The 21340-nt window shown below is 68.2% G+C and carries 16 protein-coding genes; 11 read left to right on the top strand and 5 right to left on the bottom strand.

The features are described from left to right. The first annotated feature begins 21 nt into the window (after positions 1 to 21). The 3 genes from ACUVWL_RS05195 to ACUVWL_RS05185 all read left to right on the top strand — a co-directional run bounded on the left by ACUVWL_RS05195 (position 22) and on the right by ACUVWL_RS05185 (position 4756). Positions 22 to 2103 carry a TonB-dependent receptor family protein gene (locus ACUVWL_RS05195; RefSeq protein WP_445978883.1) on the top strand — a complete coding sequence of 694 codons (2082 nt, stop codon included), beginning with the start codon at positions 22 to 24 and terminating at the stop codon, positions 2101 to 2103. 62 nt (positions 2104 to 2165) lie between these two features. Beyond that, a complete protein-coding gene (locus ACUVWL_RS05190; protein ID WP_227864338.1) occupies positions 2166 to 3938 on the top strand; it encodes a chloride channel protein in 1773 nt (590 codons plus the stop codon). 101 nt (positions 3939 to 4039) lie between these two features. Continuing rightward, positions 4040 to 4756 carry an MgtC/SapB family protein gene (locus ACUVWL_RS05185; protein ID WP_014647448.1) on the top strand — a complete coding sequence of 239 codons (717 nt, stop codon included), beginning with the start codon at positions 4040 to 4042 and terminating at the stop codon, positions 4754 to 4756. A gap of 73 nt (positions 4757 to 4829) precedes the next feature. Here the strand turns inward: ACUVWL_RS05185 and ACUVWL_RS05180 are convergent, their stop codons facing one another. Then, positions 4830 to 5237, bottom strand: a complete 408-nt coding sequence (locus ACUVWL_RS05180; RefSeq protein WP_046431094.1) for a MerR family transcriptional regulator — start codon at positions 5235 to 5237, stop codon at positions 4830 to 4832. A gap of 63 nt (positions 5238 to 5300) precedes the next feature. Between ACUVWL_RS05180 and ACUVWL_RS05175 the strand changes: the two genes are divergently transcribed. Beyond that, complete coding sequence (locus tag ACUVWL_RS05175) at positions 5301 to 6128, top strand: class I SAM-dependent methyltransferase (RefSeq protein ID WP_445978882.1); 828 nt, start codon at positions 5301 to 5303, stop codon at positions 6126 to 6128. Positions 6129 to 6208: 80 nt separating this feature from the next. Here ACUVWL_RS05175 and ACUVWL_RS05170 read toward each other — a convergent pair whose 3' ends face one another. The 4 genes from ACUVWL_RS05170 to ACUVWL_RS05155 all read right to left on the bottom strand — a co-directional run bounded on the left by ACUVWL_RS05170 (position 6209) and on the right by ACUVWL_RS05155 (position 14296). After that, complete coding sequence (locus ACUVWL_RS05170; protein ID WP_223224455.1) at positions 6209 to 6472, bottom strand: DUF6959 family protein; 264 nt, start codon at positions 6470 to 6472, stop codon at positions 6209 to 6211. 148 nt (positions 6473 to 6620) lie between these two features. Continuing rightward, positions 6621 to 7463 (bottom strand): OmpA family protein, encoded by an 843-nt coding sequence (locus ACUVWL_RS05165; RefSeq protein ID WP_329768148.1) that lies wholly within the window; start codon positions 7461 to 7463, stop codon positions 6621 to 6623. A gap of 61 nt (positions 7464 to 7524) precedes the next feature. Next, a complete protein-coding gene (locus ACUVWL_RS05160; protein WP_445978881.1) occupies positions 7525 to 13080 on the bottom strand; it encodes an ESPR-type extended signal peptide-containing protein in 5556 nt (1851 codons plus the stop codon). Between the two features lie 235 nt (positions 13081 to 13315). Further along, positions 13316 to 14296: an AraC family transcriptional regulator gene (locus tag ACUVWL_RS05155; protein WP_032962548.1), complete on the bottom strand. Its 981-nt coding sequence runs from the start codon at positions 14294 to 14296 to the stop codon at positions 13316 to 13318. 692 nt (positions 14297 to 14988) lie between these two features. Between ACUVWL_RS05155 and ACUVWL_RS05150 the strand changes: the two genes are divergently transcribed. From ACUVWL_RS05150 to ACUVWL_RS05120, 7 genes are all read left to right on the top strand, one after another. Continuing rightward, positions 14989 to 15177: a Flp family type IVb pilin gene (locus tag ACUVWL_RS05150; protein ID WP_005416979.1), complete on the top strand. Its 189-nt coding sequence runs from the start codon at positions 14989 to 14991 to the stop codon at positions 15175 to 15177. Positions 15178 to 15266: 89 nt separating this feature from the next. After that, positions 15267 to 15812, top strand: coding sequence for an A24 family peptidase (locus ACUVWL_RS05145; protein WP_445978880.1), 546 nt, complete (start codon positions 15267 to 15269; stop codon positions 15810 to 15812). Continuing rightward, positions 15809 to 16285 (top strand): TadE/TadG family type IV pilus assembly protein, encoded by a 477-nt coding sequence (locus ACUVWL_RS05140; RefSeq protein ID WP_032962550.1) that lies wholly within the window; start codon positions 15809 to 15811, stop codon positions 16283 to 16285. The genes ACUVWL_RS05145 and ACUVWL_RS05140 overlap by 4 nt, the downstream gene beginning before the upstream one ends. A 25-nt stretch (positions 16286 to 16310) precedes the next feature. After that, entirely contained in the window at positions 16311 to 17345 is a 1035-nt protein-coding gene (gene cpaB, locus ACUVWL_RS05135; RefSeq protein ID WP_046431112.1) for a Flp pilus assembly protein CpaB, read from the top strand. Positions 17346 to 17363: 18 nt separating this feature from the next. Next, positions 17364 to 18722 (top strand): type II and III secretion system protein family protein, encoded by a 1359-nt coding sequence (locus ACUVWL_RS05130; RefSeq protein ID WP_032962552.1) that lies wholly within the window; start codon positions 17364 to 17366, stop codon positions 18720 to 18722. 27 nt (positions 18723 to 18749) lie between these two features. Beyond that, complete coding sequence (locus ACUVWL_RS05125) at positions 18750 to 20006, top strand: AAA family ATPase (RefSeq protein ID WP_445978879.1); 1257 nt, start codon at positions 18750 to 18752, stop codon at positions 20004 to 20006. Beyond that, the gene (locus ACUVWL_RS05120; protein WP_197574543.1) at positions 19991 to 21340 is read left to right on the top strand and encodes an ATPase, T2SS/T4P/T4SS family; all 1350 of its coding nucleotides are present in this window, start codon (positions 19991 to 19993) and stop codon (positions 21338 to 21340) included. The genes ACUVWL_RS05125 and ACUVWL_RS05120 overlap by 16 nt, the downstream gene beginning before the upstream one ends.

Here is a 21340-nt window from a genome sequence, read left to right as displayed (position 1 = left end):
GACCTTCCACAGCCTGCACCGATGCCCATCCACGCCCTGCAACCGGCCCGCCTGCCCCTGGCCGCCGCCCTCACCCTGTGCCTGCTTCCGGCCGCCAGCGTCTTCGCCCAGGACGGCGCTACCACGCTCGACAGCATCCAGGTCTCTGGCAGCTGGCTGGGTACCGGCCTGCATGACAGCGTGAAGCGCTTCGCCGGCGCGCGCACGGTGGTCGACCGCCAGCGCATCGAGGCCAGCGGCGCGGCCAGCATCGGCGATGCCATGCGCCGCATCCCCGGCGTGCAGGTCACCGACAACTCCGGTACGGCCGGCAGCTCGGTCTCGCTGAACATCGGCGTGCGCGGCCTGACCGGGCGCTACTCGCCGCGCTCGACCGTACTGCTGGACGGCGTACCGCTGGCGGTGGCGCCGTATGGCCAGCCGCAGCTGTCGTTCGCGCCGACCAGCCTGTCCAACATCGAATCGATCGACGTGGTGCGCGGCGGCGGCGCGGTGCGCTACGGCCCGCAGAACGTGGGCGGCATCATCAACTTCAGCACCCGCGCCATTCCCACCGAGGCAGGCCTGCACGGCGAAGCGGGCGTGCGCTACACCGCCTACGACCATGGCGGCGGTGACAGCACCCAGTACAACGCCTTCCTCGGCGGTACCGGCGACAACGGCCTGGGCGCGGCCCTGCTGTACTCCGGCCAGGACGGGCGTGGCTGGCGCCAGGGCAGCGATGACCGCTTCAACGACCTGGCGCTGAAGTTCGCCTATGCCATCGACGCGCAGCAGGAACTGCGTGCCAAGCTGTCGTACTACGATGTGCGCTCGCTGACCCCGGGCGGCCTGACCCGCGCGCAATACGAGGCCGACCCGTTCCAGAACACCCGCTCCACCGATTTCTGGAAGGGCCACCGCACCGGCATCGACCTGGGCTACACCAACACGCTGTCGGCCAACAGCGAGTTCGAGGTGCTGGCCTATTACAACGAAAGCAGCCGCGCCAGCTCGCTGATCAACACGGCCAATACCCAGTTGACCGTGCAGCCGCGCGATTACCGCGTGCTTGGCATCGAGCCGCGCTACACCCAGCGCCTGCACTGGGGCGCCAGCGTGCACGACATCACCGCCGGCTACCGCTTCCTGCGCGAGCGCGGCAACGACCGCAGCGACACCGTCAGCCGCCGCACCGGCGTGGCCAGTGCCACCACCCGTTTCGACAACGCGACCGATGCCCATGCGTTCTACATCGACGACCGCATCGCGATCGGCCAGTGGCGGATCACCCCGGGCGTGCGCATGGAATGGATCGACATGGACCGCCGCCAGGCCGGTGGCACGGCGACCTTCAGCAGCCGCAACGACAAGGCCCTGCCCTCGCTCAACATCGCCTACCTGCTGACGCCGCGGCTGACTGTGTTCGGTAACTACACCACCTCGTTCGGGCCGGTGCAGAACATCCAGCTGAATTCCCAGACCGCCAGCAATCCGCTCAAACCGGAAGTGGCAAAGACCGCCGAACTGGGCGCGCGCTGGCAGGACGGCGCACTGCGCGCGGAAGTGACCGTGTTCAAGATGCGCTTCGACAACCAGATCCTGCAGGTGCCGGGGATCACCCCACCGACCTTCCAGAACATCGGCGCCACCGACCACAAGGGCGTGGAGAGCGCGCTGGAGTACCACTTCGCCCAGGACAGTGCACTGGCCGGGCTGGAGCTGTACGCCAACTACACCTGGACCCAGGCGACCCAGCAGTCCGGTGACAACCGCGGCCTGGACGTGCCCTTCTACTCGCGCGACACCGACAGCGTCGGCGCCCGCTACGCACTGGCCGGCTGGACCTTCAATGTCTCCAGCACCCACCAGAGCGGCCAGTTCTCCGATGCCGCCAACACCTGGGAAGAAACCGCTGACGCGCGCGTGGGCCGCGTGCCGGGCGTGCGCCTGTGGAACGCGCAGGTGGCCTGGCAGGTGCCGGGGCTGGACGACAGCGAGATCGCGCTGGGCGTGAACAACCTGGCCGACAAGCGCTGGTACACCCGCAACGTCGATGGCAACGCCGGCCGCATGGTGGCTGCGCCACGCACCTTCTACGTGCAGGGCCGCTACCGCTTCTGACGCGGTAACCGCCCGATGCAGTGACGGCGGCGAACACGGTGGCGGCGTATCATGCCGCCACCATGTCACTGCCTGTTTCGCCATCGCGCCTGCATCTGGCCTTCCAGGGCCTGCGCCTGCGCCTGCGCGGCAGCGACCTGTGGTTCATCGCGCTTGCCCTGCTGGTCGGCCTGATCGCCGGCTACCTGACCCTGCTGCAGTCCGGGATCGCACGCTGGCTGCAGGGCACCCTGTACGGGCTGGACGACGGCATGCGCCTGAGCTCCTTGCCCGCGCTGACCTGGACCGCACTGCTGGTGCTGCCGCTGGGTGGCCTGCTGGTCGGCCTGGTCAGCCTGGCCGCGACCCGGCTCAAGCGGCCCCTGCTCGATGCGGTCGAAGCCAATGCCCTGCATGGCGGGCGCATGTCGATGCGCGACAACCTCATCGTGCTGACCCAGACCCTGCTGTCCAATGGCTGCGGCGCCTCGGTCGGGCTGGAGGCTTCGTATACGCAGATGGGAGCGGGCAGCGGCTCGCAGCTGGGCCGGGTGATGCGCCTGCGCCGCAACGACGTGCGCATCCTGGTCGGCGCCGGTGCCGCCGGTGCCATCGCGGCCGCCTTCGGGGCGCCACTGGCCGGCGCGTTCTACGCCTTCGAGATCGTCATCGGCGCCTACACCCCGGCCGCACTGGCGCCAGTGGCGGTGGCCGCGCTGGCAGGTGCATTCGTGGCCGACCAGGCCGGCATCGAGCCCTACCTGCTGCCGGCTGCCTCGACGATTGATGTCCGCGCCGCCGACTACGCCATTTACGGCCTGCTTGGCTGCTGCTGCGCGATGGTCGGCATCGCGGTGATGCGGCTGATCGCCTCGATCGAAGGCACGGTCAAGCGCAGCCCGCTGCCTGCCTGGGGTCGGCCGGTGGTGGGCGGCCTGCTGCTGATTCCGCTGGCCCTGGCCAGCCCGCAGGTGCTGTCGTCCGGCCATGGCGCGCTGCACCTGGACCTGACCACGCACCTGCCGCTGATCTGGATCGGCGGCCTGCTGACCCTGAAGTGCCTGGCCTCGGGCATCTCGCTCGGGTTTGGTTTCCGCGGCGGCCTGTTCTTCGCCTCGTTGTTCATGGGCACCCTGGTCGGCGCCCTGTTCGCCGGCCTGCTGGCGATGGCCACTGGTGTGCCGGTGATCGATGCCACGTCCGCCGCGCTGGCTGGCATGGCAGCGTTGGCCGCCGCCGTGGTCGGCGCACCGATGACCATGGCCATGCTGGTGCTGGAAGGCACCCACGACTTCCTGCTGACCAGCGTGGTGATGAGTGCGGTGCTGGTCTCCAGCACGCTGGTACGGCAGTGGTTCGGTTATTCGTTCTCGACCTGGCGCATGCACCTGCGCGGCGAGACCATCAAGAGCGCACGCGACGTGGGCTGGGTGCAGAACCTCAACGCCGGCCGGCTGATGCGCAAGGGCGTGGCTACCGCGCCGGCCGATCTCGATGCCACCACGTTCCGCCAGCGCTTCCCGCTGGGTTCGGGCAGCCGGGTGATCCTGATCGACAGCGAAGGCCATTACGCAGGCATCGTGCAGATTCCGCGCGTCTACGGCGACGGCGTGAAGCCGGAGACCATGATCGGCGAGCTGGCCGAGAACCGGGACGTGTCACTGTCACCGGCCGCGGACGTGGTCAGCGTGATGCAGCGCTTCGACCAGACCCAGGCCGATGAACTGGCCGTGGTCGCCGCCGACGGCCAGGTCCTGGGCGTGGTCTCTGAAGCCTTCGTCCGCAAGCGCTACGCCGAGGAACTGGACAAGCGCCAGCGCGAACTGATGGGCGAGCGCGTCGACGACACGGACTGACCCCGCAAAAAGGGGACGGAGGGGATTAAGTCGTTTCTGACACTTTCGAAATCCGCGCATGGCGTGGATCTACTGTCACCTCGACCGGGTAGACTCCGGCCATGCGCTTCATTGAGACCTTCCAGGCCGGTCCCTTCGCCGACACCGTGGTCAGCCTGCTGGCCGCCTTCGTGCTGGGCACGCTGATCGGCGCCGAGCGCCAGTACCGGCAACGCACCGCCGGCCTGCGCACCAACGTGCTGGTGGCAGTGGGCGCCGCCGCCTTCGTCGACCTGGGCATGCGCATCGCCGGCAGCGCCGAGGCGGTACGGGTGATCTCCTACGTGGTCTCCGGTGTCGGCTTCCTCGGCGCCGGCGTGATCATGAAGGAAGGCATGAACGTGCGCGGCCTGAACACCGCCGCCACCCTGTGGTGCTCGGCGGCGGTCGGCAGCTGCACCGGCGCGGACATGCTGGCCGAGGGCGTGCTGCTGACCGTGCTGATCATCGCCGGCAACACGCTGCTGCGGCCGCTGGTGAATGCGATCAACCGCATCCCGATCAACGAGGCGGCGACCGAAGCCACCTACGAAGTGCGCCTGAGCGTGGATGCCGAAGCCGTACCGCGGGTGCGCGAGCGACTGGTCGATGCGCTGGAGGCCGCGCAGTATCCGGTGGGCGATGTGCAGGTGGTCGAGCATGCCGACGCGCCTACCGACGTGATCGCGGTGCTGGTCAGTACTGCGGTCAGTGCCGACGAGCTGGATCTGGTGCTGGCACGGATGGAGCACGTGCCGGGGGTGCTGCATGCCACGTGGGAAGTCAGCACCCGCGACTGAATCATCCACGCAGGGCGTGGATCTGCCGAGGTCGTGCTGCAGTGGATTCACGCCATGCGTGGATACGCTTCCCTCACCCACCCGCCATGCGCTGCTGTGCCCGCAGCAGCTTCCGGAACGAGCCGCACTTCCGGGCATCCTCTGCCTGCGGGCAGGCCGCCGCACGTTGCAGGTGCCGGCGCACCCGTTGCAGCTGGATGATCTGCCGCTGCAGCACATCAGCCTGCGCCAGCAGGGCCTCACGATCCAGCGTAAGGCATCCGCGCTGCGGCGGCAGCGATGCGCCGATCTGCTGCAGCGACAGCCCGGCCGCCTGGCCCAGGCCGACCAGTGCCAGCCGCTCCAGCACCTGCTCGTCGTACTGCCGGCGCAGGCCGCGACGGCCCACTGCCTGCAGCAGCCCAAGCTGTTCGTAGTAACGCAGGGTCGAGGCCGGCACGCCACTGCGCTTGACCACTTCGCCGATATCCAGTTCACGCACGGGCTTGACCTCAAGTGACCTTCAAGCGCCAACCTATGGGCGACTTCCCTGCAAGGCAAGACCATGACCCGTACACCCCCCGTTGATCAGAGCGCCCTGTGGAACGGTCCTGGCGGCCAGGTCTGGGTTGCGCAGCAGGCCATTCTCGATGGCCTGTTCCAGCCCATGGCCGACCTGCTGGTGGCCGAACTTCCGGAGACCGTCACGCAACTGCTGGATGTAGGCTGCGGTACCGGTGCCAGCCTGCTGGCATCAGCCGCCGCACGCCCAGCGACACACAGCACCGGCCTGGACATCTCCGCGCCGATGCTGGCGCTGGCCCGCCAGCGCGCCGAGGCTGCGGGACTGGACGCGGACTTCATCGTGGCAGACGCGCAGCGCCATCCTCTGCCGTCCGCGCACTTCGACTGGATCCAGTCGCGGCTGGGCGTGATGTTCTTCGAGGACAGCCAGGCCGCGTTCGCCAACCTGCATCGTGCCGCGACACCCGGCGCTGGGCTGCGCTTCATCGCCTGGCGCAGTGCCGACGAGAATCCATTCATGACCACGGCCGAGCGCGCCATCGGCGATGCACTGGATCTGCCGCCCCGGGTACCCGGCGCGCCGGGACAGTTCGCCTTTGCCGACGGCGGGCAGGTACAGCGGCTTGTGCGGGCCGCCGGTTGGAAGGATGTGGAGGTGGTTGCGGTAGACCTGCCCTGCTCGATCGCCCGCGAAGACCTGCCCACCTATGTCGGCCAGCTGGGCCCGTTGGGGCTGGCCCTGCGCTCAATGCCGGAAGCCCGTGCCACCGTGCTTCGCCACCAGGCGCTGGCTGCATTCGCGCCGTTCATCGAAGGCGACCGCGTACGCGTGGATGCCGCCTGCTGGCTGGTCCGCGCCCGCGCGTAGGAAAAGGGGACGGAGGGGATTAAGTCGTTCTTGCCCCGCGTGTGCAGGAAACGACTTAATCCCCTCCGTCCCCTTTTTCTTTACAGCGCCTCGCCGGCGTCGGCCAGGCGCGATTCGATCAAGGCGTACCACTGCTGCAGCACGTCGATCAGCATGTCCAGCTCGGCGTCGGTGCGCTGTGCGCGGCCGCTGCGCAGGCAGGCCTGTGCTTCCTGCAGTTGGGCCAGGAACCCTGCCACGGTATCGGCCTGCAGGATCAGGCCGGGCAGGCGCCGGCCCGGGATGCGCACCACGGCATGGTTGCCGAGCTGGCCGTACACGCTGAGCGTAGCTTCCGTCTTCATGGAGAGTGGCAGGAATTGGGCATTCATCGCGTGCACCGTTTGAAGACCTGAGCCGCAGGCAGGCGTGGACGACGGGGGAGACGTTGCCACGCCTGCCGGCGGTCAGGGGGGACTCGGGATGCCGGGGCACCGCCCCGGCGCAGGAGGGTCAACGTGGCTGTGCCATCCCGGCGATCTGCACGCGCCGGTTCGGCGCCAGGCAGGCAATCAGCTCGCGCCGGTTGCGCTGCCCGCACTGCACGATCGGCTCAGCCGCGCCGCGTCCTTCGGCGCTGATGCTGGCCGCAGGCACGCCGCCCTGCACCAGCGCGCTGCGCACGGCCTCGGCGCGGCGCTGCGACAGCGCCTGGTTGTAGCTGGCGCTGCCGATACGGTCGGTATAGCCGGTCACCCTGATCGACTGCACCTGTGCGGCTTCGCGTACCTGCGCCAGGATGCCCTGCACCGCCTGCTGCCCTTCCGCGCTCAGCACCGCGCTGTCGAAGCCGAACAACGCGTCGGCCGACAGCCGCAGCGGCTGTTCCGGCAGCGGTGCCGGTGCCGGTGCCGGCGGGACCGGTGGCCGCGGCGGCTCCAGCACGGCCGCGCACGATTCCGGCTTCCAGTAACCCGCCTGGGCAATGCCCTTGCTGTCAAAGCGGACCTGGAACTGGCAGGTGAAATACTCCGCACCTTGCGCGGTGCGGAAGTTGAACAGGTAGTTCCACTCGCGCACGCCCCACATGCCTTCATTGAAATGCGGCGTGCCCAGCAGCGTGTACAACTGCCGCTTGCTCATGCCCGGCGCGAAGCGGCGCAGGTCGGCGGCGTCCGGATAGATGCCTTCCTTCAACGAGGCCCTGGAGGCCTCCGGGAACTGCACGGCGGTGGCTTCGACGGGACCGTCGGTGGCCGGCGCATGGCTGCGGCAGGCGGCCAGCAGGCCCATCCCCAGGATCAGGCCCAGCGTAGCGGCATGTTGGCCGGCGCGGGCGATGCGATGCTGTTTCATGTCATTCCCCCTGTAGACGTTTCCGCGATGCCGGGCCGCGGGCGCGGCCCGGCGGCGGGGATCACCACTGGATGCCGGCACCGACGGCCACGCCGGCCTCGCCACGGCTGTTGGTCGAACCGCTGAACTTGTAGATCCAGCGCCCGCCTTCGGATACACCGGAGATGCCCAGCGCCACGCCCGATTCGCCGTTGTAGCTGCCAGCCGCGATCGAGGCCATGCTGCGGCCCGCCTCGCTGGGCTGCGGCAGCGCTGCGGTGGCCATCGCCGAGGCGATACCGGCCGAAGCACGGTTGTCGGTCTTGCGCAGGTCGCGCTCGAAGCCACCCATGCGCTCGTCGGTGTAGGCCTTGGACCAGTCCAGGGTCTGCGCCATGCCCGACTTCAGCTGATCCACGTTGACCGCGTCGGTACCGGCGGTGCCAGCGGCAACGTTGCGCACCGTGGTCGGGCCGCTGCTGGTGCTGCCCAGGGTGACGCTGTTGTAGTTGGTCGCACCGTTCACCGTGGTGTCGTAGCGGATGGTGCCCTGCTGCGACGCCTGCAGCTGGCGCACGTTGACCGCGTCGGTGGCCTGCGAGCCGTCGGCCACGTTGACCACCTGGCGTTCGGCGCCGCTGGCACCCACCGAGACCGTGTTGGCCCGGTTCGCCACCGAACCTGCACCCAATGCCACCGAGTTGTCGGCCTGCGCCTGTGAACCATTGCCGAGTGCGGTCGAGTTGGCACCGGCGGCAGTGGAGCCTGCACCACCGGCGGCGGAGTTGGCGCCGCTGGCGGACGGATCGGCCAGGTTGTTGGTGTTGTTGGCGCGGAAGCTGCCCGCCACGTTGGTGATGTTCTGGATCTTCTGGTCGGTGTACTTCTTCGACTCGTCGATGGCGTAATTCACGCCGTTCTTCAGCTGGCCGACATTGGTTGCGTCGTAGGTGTCCGAGCCGTCGGCAACGTGGGTGATCTTGCGCTCGCTGCCGCTGCTGCCGACCGAGACCTCACCGGCCGAGTTGCTGGCACCGGTCTGGCCGTAGGCGCCGGTATAGCCGCTCTGTGCGCCAACGCTGGCCACCGAGCCGGCACCCAGTGCCACGCTGTTGCCAGCGCTGCTGCTGGCACCGTTGCCGACCGCCACGCTGTTGGCACCGGCTGCACTGGCCTGCGGGCCGACCGCCACCGCTTCCGCACCGGCCGCGGTGGCTGCGGCCGCCGTCGAGTTCACCGCCAGGTAGGCACTGCCACCGCCACCGTTGGTGATGCGCTGGTTGAGGACCTTCAGCGAGCCATCGACGGCAGTGAAGGCGGCGGTGACGTTGTTGTAATCGCCGCTGGTGAAGGTGCCATCGGTGGCGATGCTGGAAATGCTGAACGTCGGCGCGGTCCACGCGTTGGTGGTGCCGTTGTAGGCAGTGGTGCCGCCGAAGTAGTTGGCGATGGTGCTGTGGGTGCTGAACAGCTGGTCGCCGGTGATGGCGTCGCTGCTGCCGGCCAGGATGCTGCCGGCGGCGACGTTGGTGATCTTCACCGCACCGGTACCGGTGCCCGTCAGCGTCACGCTGTTGAGCACGTTGCCACTGCCGTCGACATCGTATTTCACGGCCAGCTTGTCGATCTCGCCGGTCTGGTCGGCAACGTTGGCCAGCGAGTTGCTGACCGCATCGAAGGCGGTGCCGACGTCGTTGTAGCTGCCCTTGGTCACGGTGCCGTTGGCGGCGACGTTGTTGATCGAGTACGTCGGTGCGGTCAGCACGCCGCTGGCGCTGACCGCAGCACCACCGCCGAGGTGGGTGGCCACAGCCTGGTTGGCGGCGAACAGCTGGGCCCCGTTGATGGCCTCGCTGCTGGTGGCGCTGACCTGGCCCGGGCCGAGATTGCGCAGCGTGGTGGCGGTGCCGGCCTGGCCCAGCGTGGCGCTGGCATAGTTGACGCTGCCATCGGCGTTGAGGTCATAGCGCAGTGCCCCCTGCTCCGAGGCCTGCAGCTGTCCCACGTTGACCGCATCGGTGGCCGCGGTACCGGCCGCCACGTTGATGACCTGACGCTCTGCGCCAGCGGCACCGATGGAAACCGTGTTGGCACGATCGGCAAGGCTTCCCGCACCCACTGCGATGCTGTTGGCTGCCGTCGCCCGCGCATTGGTGCCGACCGCGATCGAATCGGCGCCGCTGGCCACGGCCTCGGTACCGGTCGAGTTCACCCGCAGGTACTTGGTACCGCCGTTGCGGATATCGGTGATCTGCGTGTTGAGGTTGACCAGCGAACCATCCACCGCCGCGAAGGCATCGGTGGCGTTGGTGTACAGGCCCTGGGCGATGGCGCCGGTGGTGGAGATCGTGCTGATCTCGAACAGCGGTGCGGTGAAGATGCCGCTGGCCGGGTCAAAGGCTGCACGACCACCGAAGAAGCTGGCGATCGCGCTGTTCGTTGCCGCCAGCTGGCCACCGTTGACGGCCTCGAGGCTGCCCGCGGTGACCGCACCGGCGGCGAGATTGCCGATGGTGGTGGTGCCGGTGCCTGCGCCGAGGGTGACCCGTCGATAGTTCGGATTGCCGCCGGCGTCCAGATCGTAGGTCACCGCGGCATCGGCCACGCCATTGATCAGGCTGATGGCCCCCTTCAACTGCGCTACATTGACCGCGTCGGTGTTGCCGCTGCCCGCAGCCACGTTGGTGATCTGGCGCTCGCCCCCACCGGCGGTGCCCACCGATACTTCACCGGCCGAGACCTGCGGCGCCGTGAGGCCGTAGGCACTGTAGCTGGCCTGCGCGCCACGCAGTGCGGCCGAGCGGTAGCCCAGCGCGACCGAGTTGGCCTGGTTGGAGGTGGACTCGGCACCCAGCAGGGTCTGCCCGTTGGCGGTGCCGACGGCACTGTCGCCGACGATCACCGAATGGCCCATGCGCGCGGCGTAGTCGGCCGTCGGCACGCCGGTCGGGTTGCTGGGATCGTTCACGCCATCACCGGGGAAGGCGACGTTGGCATCGACCTTCGGCAGTTCATGGCGTGCGTTGGCGCCGATCACCACTTCCTTCGAGCCGTTGGCGAAGGCGCCATCGCCCATCAGCACCTGGTAGTCCTGCGCGGCGTTGACGGCCCAGCAGGAGATGTCGGCCAGCGCGATGTCCAGGCACTTGGCCGCCCAGGCCGGGGAATCCTTCGGCAGCAGCAGGCCCAGCAGGCCACCCGGATTGCCGTTGTTGATGTTGTAGATGTAGCTGTCGGAAGTGACGCCACCGATCAGGGTCAGGTGCGAGCTGCCGCCCGTGGCCGCGCCGCCCAGACCGTTGAGCGTGCTGCCGACCGGCGACAGGTTGACCACCGGCAGGCCCAGCACATTGACCGTCGAATAGGTCTGCATCACGTTGGCATTGCTGAGCTTGAGATTGCCATTGCTCAGGTAGCCATTGCCGCCGAACAGGCTGGTGGTGGTCGGCCCGATCAGCTGGCCGACATTGCCGACCAGGCCACCGGTGCCGATGATCAGGCCGGCATTCGGGTCGGCCGGCGCCGGTGCCTTCGGGCTGGTCGGCGGGATCGCCGACGGCTGGGTCAGGCCGAGACCGCCGAGCGTGCCACCCACCAGGCCACCCACGGCGCTGCCCAGGTTGCCGACAGTGCCATTGAGATTGCCGTTGAGCAGGTTGCCCACCGCGCTGCCGACGTTGCCCAGCGTGCTTCCCAGCACGCCGCCCAGGCCTGTGCCGGGGCTACCGGTGGTGCCGTTGAGAATGCCGCCCACTGCACCACCGACCGTGCCGACGGTATTGCTAAGCGTGCCGCCCACCGCGCTGCCAACCTGGCCGACGGTGCCGTTCAGAGCGCCACCCACCGCACTGCCGACGGTACCGTTCAATGCGCCACCGACTGCGCCCACCGTGTTGTTGAGCGTGCCGCCCACTGCACCGCCGACCTGGCCGACAGTGCCGTTCAGTGCGCCACCCACCGCACTGCCGACGGTACCGACAGTGCCGTTCAGAGCGCCACCGACTGCGCCTACCGTGTTGTTGAGCGTGCCGCCCACTGCACCGCCGACCGTACCGACAGTCCCGTTCAGAGCGCCACCCACGGCGCCGCCGACCTGGCCAACGGTGCCGTTCAGAGCTCCGCCCACCGCACCGCCGACGGTACCGACGGTGCCGTTCAGTGCACCGCCGACTGCGCCGCCAACTGTGCCGACCGTGCCGTTCAGAGCACCGCCAACTGCACCACCGACTGCGCCGACCGTGTTGTTGAGCGTACCGCCCACTGCGCTGCCGACCTGGCCAACGGTGCCGTTCAGAGCTCCGCCCACAGCACCACCGACCGCACCGACCGTGTTGTTGAGCGCGCCGCTCACGGCGCTGCCAACTGTGCCTGCCGTGCCGTTCAGTGCACCGCCCACTGCGCCACCGACCGTGCCTACCGTGCCGTTCAGTGCACCGCCAACCGCACCACCGACTGCGCCCACCGCGTTGTTGAGCGTGCCACCCACTGCACCGCCGACCGCGCCGACTGTGCCGTTGAGTGCACCGCCCACTGCGCCACCGACTGTTCCGACAGTACCGTTCAGAGCGCCGCCCACTGCACCGCCAACCGTGCCAACGGTGCCGTTCAGCGCACCACCCACCGTGCTACCGACCGCACCCGCGGCACCGTGAAGCGTCCCGCCGACAGCATCCACTGCTCCGCCCACCAGACCGCCGACGCCCAGCGCGCTGTGCTGCGCGGCTACGGTTGCCTGCCCGGCCAGCTTCAGGTTGCGATCGGCGACTACTTCCTGGCCGTCCGGCGCCTGCACGCGCACCTTGCCCGCGGCGCCGGCATCGAACGCGGCACTGATGGCGCGATCATGCGTGTCACCCGGCAGTTCCTCCTTGGCCGGCAGCGTGACCGCCGCCGTCGCCCGGGCCTGGCCCTGCCCCTCGATGTGATGGCCAGCCACCGCCAGATGCGCGTCGGTGTCGCCGTCGACAGAGGCCTTCAGGGACGAACCGCTGAGGCCCGCTGCCGCCCGGGCACCCGAATCGATCGAAGCGACCTGATGGCCAGCGATGCCGACCTTGGCCCTGGCGCGCGCATCGGCAGCCACGCCCAGCGGCGCCTGCGCGCCCGGCGCAACGTGCGCTGCCAGCGATGCATCCACCTGTGCCGCCTTGATCGCAGTGTTGCCCAGGCCGACAGTGGCGCGTACATCGGCCGCCAGCGCCGGCACGGCCACCTGCTTCGGCGTGGTGTTCGCTGCCAGCTTCACCTGCACGGCGGCCGGCAATACGTCACGCACCACCGGCAGCGATGTGGTGTTCAACTGCAGGCCCAGGCGAGCGTCCGCACTGATCGCGGGGCTGCTCTGCGCCTGTCGCGCGGCGGCAGCCAAGGCCACTTCCGCGTCGACCTTGACCGGCATCGGCTGCGCATACTTCGCCGCAAGCGCTTGCAGGTCGCGCAGCGACTGATTGGTTTCCGATGCCCCTGCGTGGCCGCTGGCCAGCGCGCACAGCAGTGCCAGGGCCAGCGCGGTGGGCATCAGCAGGAAGGCGCGCGGATCGCGTGCGGCGCTGCCGCCGCTGTCGCCGGTGGCCAGTTCCGAGGCCACAACCAGAGCATTGAGCTGGCGGTTCCATACACGCCGGTAGATGCGGTTCATGAGCATTTCCCCCGTAGGCGAACAACTGGAATGTCAGTGGACTTGCCGTTAGGCAGGTGACTGACATTTCAGCGGTTGCAACGGTGGCGGCGCACTTCAATCCGGCACGGCAATCGCGCATTCCGGCAAATCCACGGCCGGAATCGGCAGCCGTTTATGCAGAAGCGGCAACATGATCGGCAAGCGGATGTGCAATTCCGGCACGAATGCCGCGAAAACCCTTGCGGGGCTTGGCTCAGGCCGGTTGGCCGATCTGCGCGGGCGCGCGCATCAGGGTATCGCGCGGCAGTTCGCCGAATACCTTGCGGTAATTGTCGGCGAAGCGCGAAAGATCCCACAGGCCGCAGCTGAGGGCGATTGCTTTCACCGAGCGACGGCTGGAATCGGCCATCGACAGGCTGCGGCAGGCCGCGCACAGGCGCAGCATGGAGAGATACCGGTTGGGCGAGGTTCCAAACAGGTCCTCGAACGCATAACGCAGGCCGCGCTCGCTGACCCCAGCCGCATCGCAGATTTCATTCATGTAGATATTGCGGCGCAGGTTGAGCCGCATGAAGTTCTCTGCCCGCTGTGCGATCAGATAATGCGTACGCCGTGCACGGCTGCAACCCGGGCGATCCGCCGCACCGGCACCCAGAAGGGCCTGCACATGCTCGTGCAGCAGGGTTTCAGTTTCTTCCGGCTGCAGGCCTGCACCCTGCCCCAGCTGCAGGTGCAGCTGCTGGTAGTGGCGTGCCAACGGCGTGCCTTCGCTGGCCAGATTGAACAGTGACAGTGCCTGGCCAGCGGGAGGCGTGCTGCGCAGGCTCAGTTCGGTCAGCTTGCGCTGCACCCGTGCCACCGGCAGCAGCATCAGGGTCATGTGCGTGCCTGGGCTCAGGGTAAACTCACTGATGCCTTCCGGCATGATCGTCAACGCCATCCCCGGCGTGAGCGGTACGCCATGGCACCAGCTCAGCGTCTCATCGGTGGCGTGCAGGTACCCGAGCATCGCCCAGTCCGGCGGCAGCATGAAACGGCCGCGGCAGTGGAAACCGCAGCTGATGCTGCAGAACAGGGCTTCCTCGTGCACGCGCGAAGCGAATGCCGCACGTGGCCCATTGCCATCGAGCAGCAGCAGTTCGACATCACAGACACGAAGCACGCCGCTCAGCGTGGCCAGGTCTATCGACCGCAGGCCGCTGTCGCCGCTGTCTCCTACCCCACCATCGACCATGACAGTGTTGTCCCCCGTTGATCCGCCATGCGATGCGGCCCCCACTGCCTGACAGGGCGCGCAGCGATCCAGAAACCACTTCCGTTGTCGCGCAGGCCGCATCGGCTCCGATGCGGCCAACCATGGAAATGCAACAGCTTGAATGGGAGTATGCCCGATAATCGGCGAAGGTAAACCCGCGGGCTGCAATGAAGAAAAAGGATACACAGATGAAGAAAATGTCGGCGCCATTGGCACGGTCCTCGCATGCGCCGGAAAATGGAAATCACATAATCTGCACGACCATGAATCGTTTTGCCGTCGAACGGATTCTCGTCACAGAAACGGCCTGAAAGTTTCAGCATCGCGGGGTTTCTGCCGAATTTGCATATAGGTTCCTGTTGCAGCCAACTTCCATTCAGGCAAAGTCGATAGCACGGTGATCCGGCCAACTCATCCGGCCGCACCCAGGGGGACAGCATGACCACGCACGCATCATTGGATGCCTCGACCACCGGCCCGGGCCGAGCGGTCGCGACCGTGCGGCTGGCGGCCTGCCTGGAGACGATCACCCTGCTTGAGCACAGCGGGCCCATCCCGCCGTGCCTCCTCCGCCAGGACGCGCGGAGGCCCACGGACGATCCCGGCGGAGCCGGGCCACCGCCCAACGCAGGTGTACTGCATCCGCAGACAGGTAGAGGGAGACATTGGTCATGAACGCATCGATCCGCAAATTCCTGAAGGAAGAAGACGGTGTCACCGCGCTCGAGTACGGGCTGCTGGCTGCCGTCATCGCTGGTGTCCTGATCGCGGTCGGCAACGACCAGATCAAGGGGTTCTTCGAAACGCTGTTCAAGAACCTCTCCGCACTGGCCACCAAGGCGTCGGGCTCGACGACCTGAGCGGCGACCGCGCGCGGCCGGCAGAGCCGCGACGGTGGGGCGCATGGAACCAGGCGAAGACCGTCCAGTGACGGACGACGGAGTGTGCGATGACACTGCTGGGATTGTTGGCCATCGGCGTATCCCTGCGGATCGCGATCAGTGATCTGTATGCCCGTCGGGTGCCCAACGCCTGGCTGATCGCCGCTTGCGTGATCGCCACCGTGGTGATCGTCTTCGGCCAGTTCAGTGCGCCGCGCCAGCCGTGGCTGCCCCACGTTGCCGGCGCGGTGCTCGGCCTGTTGGCGCTGCTGCCGTTCTATGCCCTGCGCTGGATGGGCGCCGGCGACGTGAAGTTCTTTGCCGTGCTGGGGCTGATGCTGGGCTGGCAGGCGCTGCTGCCGGTCTGGCTGGTCGCCAGCATCGCCGCCGGGTTGCACGCCGTGCTGGTGCTGGCGGGCCGGCGCCTGGGCGTGTTGCTGCCCGGCCACCTGCAGATGCAGGTGAATCGCACCAGCACGCAATGGCACGCGCATCCGGCCCTGCGCGACATGCAGGCCGCACGCCAGGGACGACGTGGCATTCCCTATGCCGCCTACCTCGCACTCGCCGCCATCGGCTGGGTGCTGGCAAGCATCTACGGAGGTGCACCATGAACATCCGCAGCCCGCGCCGGCAACGCGGCGTCGCCAGCATCGAGTTCGCCCTGATGCTGATGCTCGGCCTGTTGCCGCTGCTGCTGTTCACCTTCTCCGGGGTGATGATCATGGCAGCGCAGCAGACCCTGGCCACCGCCTCGGCCGAAGGTGCGCGCGCCTCGCTGCGCTACGGCACCGCCGGCGAACGGCGCACCGCCGCCTGCGTCGCCGCACGCACCTCGATGCAATGGCTGCTGCAGTTCTCCAAGCAGAACGTGGACTGCAGCGCGGGGGGCAGCAATGCCATCGTGGTGTCCGCGCAGGCGCCCTGCGCCGGCCTGGCCACGGCCCAGTGCATGACCGTGACAGTCAGCTACGACTACGCCAGCCATCCCTTCCTGCCCGGCACCGCCACGCTCTACAAGTGGGTGATGCAGGCTCCCATCCGCAGCGTCGCGGTCGCCCAGCTCGATCTCGGCAGCGGCAACTGATGACCGGTATTTTGGAGACGGTTCCATGCTCAAGTTGACCCGCATCGCTGCCGTCGCCCTGATCGGCCTGGCCGTGCTGCTGGCGCTGATCGCCTTCATGATCGGGCGCAAACCGGCCGCACCGGTCACGGCCGCGCCGATCGCGCACAACGAAGTACAGGCCATCACGGTGGTGGAAGCCGTGGCGCGCCTGCCCGCGGGCGAGCCGATCAGCGCCAACGACCTGCGTCTGGCCCAGCGCACCTCCCCCGTCGCCGGTGCCGCCACCAGCATCGCCGCCGTGGTCGGCAAGGTGCCGGTGCAGGACATCGCCGAAGGCAGCCCGATCAGCAGCAGCGCATTGGCACAGGGCTTCTCGCTGCAGCTGCGGCCGGGCGAGCGCGCACTGGCCGTGCCCGTGGACGAACTGGTTGGTGCCGGCAACCGCATCCTTCCCGGCGACTTCGTCGACGTCTTCCTCAACCTGCGCAATGCCCAGCCCAGCATCAACAGCCCCGCCGAAGCCGCGCAGACGCGCCTGCTGCTGTCGCGCCTGCGCGTGCTGAGCTATGGGCAGCAGGACATCGCGCCGGTCGCCTCGGAAGCCACCTCCAATAGCGAGGCCGACACCCGCAACGACCCGCGCGCGGCCGACATCACCGGCAGTGGCGGCAGCCACAGCAGCAATGAAGCCCCGCAACCCGCGCGCAGCGCGGTGCTGGCGGTACCGGTGGCGGACGCCAATCGACTGCTGCTGGGTGCGCAGCAGGGCAAGCTGTTCCTGGCGCTGCGCAATCCCGCTGATACGGGCCTGCCCGACCTCGCACTGTTCCCTCAGTCGCGCGGCGTGATCGATCCGCTGCGTGGGCTCGACGCAGAGCAGCAGCTGGCACTGCAGCGCCCGGAGAACCACGCCTTCGCCGGTATCGACGGCGACGCGCTGGCCGGCCGCGGCAGTGCCCCGCCACGCAGCAACGCGGATGCACCCGCGCGTGCGCCGGCGCCCCGTCGCAGCCCCCCGCGCGCTTCGGGTATCGAGATCATCCGTGGCGACAGTTCCGCCCCCCGTGGCTCCCTTTGACCTGCATCGAGCGCATCCATGACCGAACGTCGCCGCCGTCCACGCCTTTCTCCCCGCCAGCGGTGGCTGGCCCTGCTGCTGGTGCTGCTGGCACCGGCAACGAGCGTGGCCGCCGATGACCTGGTGCTGCAGGCCCGTGAGCAGCGTCCCTGGAACCTGCCGGCCGACCTGGAACGGGTGGCCATTGCCGACCCCGGCGTTGCCGACATCGTGATGCTGCGCGGCCAGCGCCAGGCGCTGCTGGTGGGCAGGATGCCCGGCACCACCACCCTGCTGCTGTGGCACCGCAAGCAGGCCGAGCCGCAACGGGTGACAGTACGGGTGCAGAGCGCCGTACAGGGTGCGGCCAGCACCGGCGGCAACGATCTGGTGTTCACCCAGCAGGACCAGCAGGGCCTTTTGCAGGGAAGCACTGACAGCGTGCTCTCGCACATGCAGGAACAACGCACGGCGGCGATGGCACTGGGCAAGGAAGGTGCGCTTGCCGATACGTCCACCATCAGCAGCGGCGGTGTGGTCCAGGTCGAGGTCAAGGTGGTCGAGTTCAACAAGACCGCGATGAAGCAGATCGGCATCAACTTCCAGAACCGCAACGGCGGCTTCGCCTACGGCTTCGCGCGGCCCGGCACCGGGTTGCCGGGCAACACCGGCCTGCTGCCCGGCATGAAGGAAGGCAACAGCAGCAACGAGGCCGTCTCGCCGATTTCCTCGGCATTCCGCCTTGTTTTCGGCTCGACCAAGGGGCTGTGGAACGCCGATGTCGAACTGCTGCAGGCCAATGGCATGGCCCGCGTACTGGCCGAGCCGACGCTGGTGGCGCTGTCCGGGCAGAGCGCCAGTTTCCTGGCCGGTGGCGAACTGCCGATCCTGGAACCGCAGGGGCTTGGCACTACCACCATCACCTACAAGCCGTTCGGCATCGGCCTGACCGTGACCCCGACCGTGCTGGCAGCGAACCGCATCGCGCTGAAGGTAGCGCCCGAAGCGAGCGACCTGGACTACAGCAATGCCATTGTGCTCAACAACGTGCAGATTCCCTCGATCACCACCCGCCGCGCCGACACCACCGTCGAGCTGGGTGATGGCGAGAGTTTCGTCATCGGGGGCCTGGTCAGCTCCAACATCGTCTCCAACGTCAGCAAGATTCCGCTGCTGGGCGACCTGCCGATCATCGGCTCGTTCTTCCGCAACTTCGATTACAAGCGCCAGGACAAGGAGCTGGTGATCATCGTCACCCCGCGCCTGGTGCAGCCACTGGCGCGCAACACCGAACTGCCGCTGCCCGGCGAGCGCGAAGCCAGGCCGCATCTCCCCGAGTGGGGTTCCTGGTTGCTGGGTCCGGTCAGCCAGGACCCGGTGCCCGGATTCTCGCGCTGACTCCATGATGCCTGCGATACCACGCCCATGCCCTACGCCACCGCCCAGCCGCTGCATCCGCAAGGACCGCCAATGAACCTGGTCCTGTACGGCATCGACCGCGAACTGCTGCCCCGGCTGGCCGCCAAGCTGCCGCCGAGCACCGCCCTGCATTGGCAGGACAGCAACGCCCCCACCTCCGCCCAGGACCTGCAACGCGGCCCGCAGAGCCTGGTGCTGCTCGACTTCCGGCCCGAGCATGCGGCCGCCTCGAGCGTGCTGGCGCAGCAGCTGCAGCAGACCCAACCGGACCTGCCGCTGGTGGCCGTGGGCGCCACCAGCGCCGGCCAGGTCGAAGGCGTGGTGATCGCGCTGCGCGCCGGCCTGCGCGATGTACTGGACCTGGACAGTGACGACGCAGGCATCGAGGCGGCCTTGCGGCGCGCCCTGTCTCCGCGCCCGGCAGCGGTTGCCCAGCACGCACACAAGGCACGCCTGATCGTGCTGCTGGGTGTGCGCGCCGGCGTCGGCACCAGCACCCTGGCCGCACATCTTTCGGTGCTGGCGCAGCAGACGCGCGCCCTGGCCCAGGGCGAAGCCGTGCAGCAGGACGGCCTGCTGATGGAGCTGGCGCAGCCCTCCGGCGACCTCGCGCTGTACCTCAATCTCGACAGCCGCTTCCACTACGAAGACGCGCTGCGCAATGCCAGCCGCATCGATGCCACCCTCGCCCGCACGGCCATGGCGCGCCATGACTCCGGGCTGGTGCTGCTGGATCGTGCCAGTGGCAGCGATGCCGTTCCGCCCTCGGATCCTGGCGCGCTGCTGCAGCGCCTGCGCGGCGTGTTCGCCAGCGTGCTGTGCGATGCCGGCGGCTGCCCGTTGCGGCAGCTTCCGCACCTGTTGCTGGACCAGGCCGACGAGATCTGGCTGGTCACCGATGCCTCGATCGCCACGCTGGTTTCTCTGGACCAGGCCCTGAAGCACCTGGCGGGCCAGCGTGAGCGCGAGAAGCGCCTGCAACTGGTGATCAACCGCCACGATGACAGCAGCGGCATGAGCCCGGAACAGATCGCACGCCGCTTCGAAGTACCGCTGCTGGCGACGCTGCCCGAACGACCGCGCGTGCGCCTGGCCGCCAGCCAGGGACACCTGCTGCTGCAGGATGCCCCGCGCGACCCCTATCTGCGTGCCCTCGCCCCGCTCGTGTCGCGCCTGGATCCGGCCGCCTGCCCGGTCCAGCCGCATGGCCTGCGGGAAAGACTCTCCCTTGCCCTGGGTGGATCGCAATGGAAGACAAGGTAACCCCGTTCCCGCACGCCGTTGCCCGCCCGGTACTGCCCGAATCTGCCCCGGGCCACCTGCCGTTCGCGCAGACCGAGCAGTACCAGAAGGTGCTGTCGGCCGCGCATGAGCACCTGCTCAACAGCATCGAGGACGAGCGCATCGACATCGATTCCTGGGCCCCGGACACCATCGCCCGCTGGGTGCAGGTCCAGACCGTGGGCTTCATCCAGGAATGGCGCATCCCGATCAACGAAGAAGAGATGCAGGTGGTCGCCGAGGGACTGGTCAAGGAACTGACCGGTTTCGGCCCGCTGGACGACCTGCTCCACGACCCATCCATCGAAGACATCCTGATCAACGGCTTCAAGGACGTGCACGTTTCGCAGGGCGGACAGCTCAAGCGCGCCACCCAGCGCTTCACCGATGATACCCACCTGCTGCGCATCCTGCGCCGCATCCTCGCCCCGCTCGGCCGCCGGCTGGATGATTCCAATCCGATGGTCGACGCGCGCCTGCCCAACGGTGGCCGCCTCAACGCGATCATCTCGCCGCTGGCGGTGGACGGACCGATGGTGTCCATCCGCAAGTTCCGCAAGGACCCGTTCACCCCCGACGAACTGCTCGCCAAGGGTACCTTCGACGCACCGATGCAGGCACTGCTGAAGGCGATGGTGCTGGGGCGCTGCAACATCCTGGTTTCCGGCGGCACCAGCTCGGGCAAGACCTCGCTGCTCAATGCCCTGGCCAGCTACGTGCCGGCCGATGAGCGCGTCATCACCGTGGAGGACACCGCCGAGCTTTCGCTGAACCATCCGCACGTGGTGCGCCTGGAGAGCCGCATCGGCGGCGCCGAGGGCCAGGGCGCGGTCAGCATCCGCGACCTGGTGCGCAACAGCCTGCGCATGCGCCCGGACCGCATCGTGGTCGGCGAAGTGCGCGGCGCTGAAGTGCTGGAAATGCTGCAGGCGATGAACACCGGCCACGACGGATCGATGGCCACCATCCACGCCAACACGCCGCGCGACTGCCTGTACCGCATCGAGATGCTGGCCGGGTTTGCCGGCTTCCAGGGCAGCGAAGACAGCCTGCGCCGGCAGATCGCCAGCGCCATTGATTTCATCGTGCAGATCTCGCGACTGGGCAGCGGGCGCCGGGTGCTGGTCTCGATCACCGAGATCACCGGGGTCAGCGACAACCTGATCACCACCCAGGAGATGTTCCGCCACGAGGTGCAGATCGATGGCACCGGCCGCGAGATCGACCGCTGGATCGGCCTGGGCTTCCATCCGCATTCGCACAAGCTGGAGCCGTTCCGCCAGCAGCTGCGCGAATCACTCTACGGGGACTTCTGA

The sequence above is a fragment of the Stenotrophomonas muris genome (genome assembly GCF_052751275.1).
The sequence above is the reverse complement of the archived record's forward strand: the minus strand, read 5'-3'. Positions and strand labels throughout refer to the sequence as shown.

Coding starts and splice junctions, on each gene's coding strand:
- ACUVWL_RS05195 (WP_445978883.1), top strand. CDS start 22: ATGCCCATCCACGCCCTGCAACCGGCCCGCCTGCCCCTGGCCGCCGCC.
- ACUVWL_RS05190 (WP_227864338.1), top strand. CDS start 2,166: ATGTCACTGCCTGTTTCGCCATCGCGCCTGCATCTGGCCTTCCAGGGC.
- ACUVWL_RS05185 (WP_014647448.1), top strand. CDS start 4,040: ATGCGCTTCATTGAGACCTTCCAGGCCGGTCCCTTCGCCGACACCGTG.
- ACUVWL_RS05175 (WP_445978882.1), top strand. CDS start 5,301: ATGACCCGTACACCCCCCGTTGATCAGAGCGCCCTGTGGAACGGTCCT.
- ACUVWL_RS05170 (WP_223224455.1), bottom strand. CDS start 6,472: ATGAAGACGGAAGCTACGCTCAGCGTGTACGGCCAGCTCGGCAACCAT.
- ACUVWL_RS05165 (WP_329768148.1), bottom strand. CDS start 7,463: ATGAAACAGCATCGCATCGCCCGCGCCGGCCAACATGCCGCTACGCTG.
- ACUVWL_RS05160 (WP_445978881.1), bottom strand. CDS start 13,080: ATGAACCGCATCTACCGGCGTGTATGGAACCGCCAGCTCAATGCTCTG.
- ACUVWL_RS05155 (WP_032962548.1), bottom strand. CDS start 14,296: ATGGTCGATGGTGGGGTAGGAGACAGCGGCGACAGCGGCCTGCGGTCG.
- ACUVWL_RS05150 (WP_005416979.1), top strand. CDS start 14,989: ATGAACGCATCGATCCGCAAATTCCTGAAGGAAGAAGACGGTGTCACC.
- ACUVWL_RS05145 (WP_445978880.1), top strand. CDS start 15,267: ATGACACTGCTGGGATTGTTGGCCATCGGCGTATCCCTGCGGATCGCG.
- ACUVWL_RS05140 (WP_032962550.1), top strand. CDS start 15,809: ATGAACATCCGCAGCCCGCGCCGGCAACGCGGCGTCGCCAGCATCGAG.
- cpaB (WP_046431112.1), top strand. CDS start 16,311: ATGCTCAAGTTGACCCGCATCGCTGCCGTCGCCCTGATCGGCCTGGCC.
- ACUVWL_RS05130 (WP_032962552.1), top strand. CDS start 17,364: ATGACCGAACGTCGCCGCCGTCCACGCCTTTCTCCCCGCCAGCGGTGG.
- ACUVWL_RS05125 (WP_445978879.1), top strand. CDS start 18,750: ATGCCCTACGCCACCGCCCAGCCGCTGCATCCGCAAGGACCGCCAATG.
- ACUVWL_RS05120 (WP_197574543.1), top strand. CDS start 19,991: ATGGAAGACAAGGTAACCCCGTTCCCGCACGCCGTTGCCCGCCCGGTA.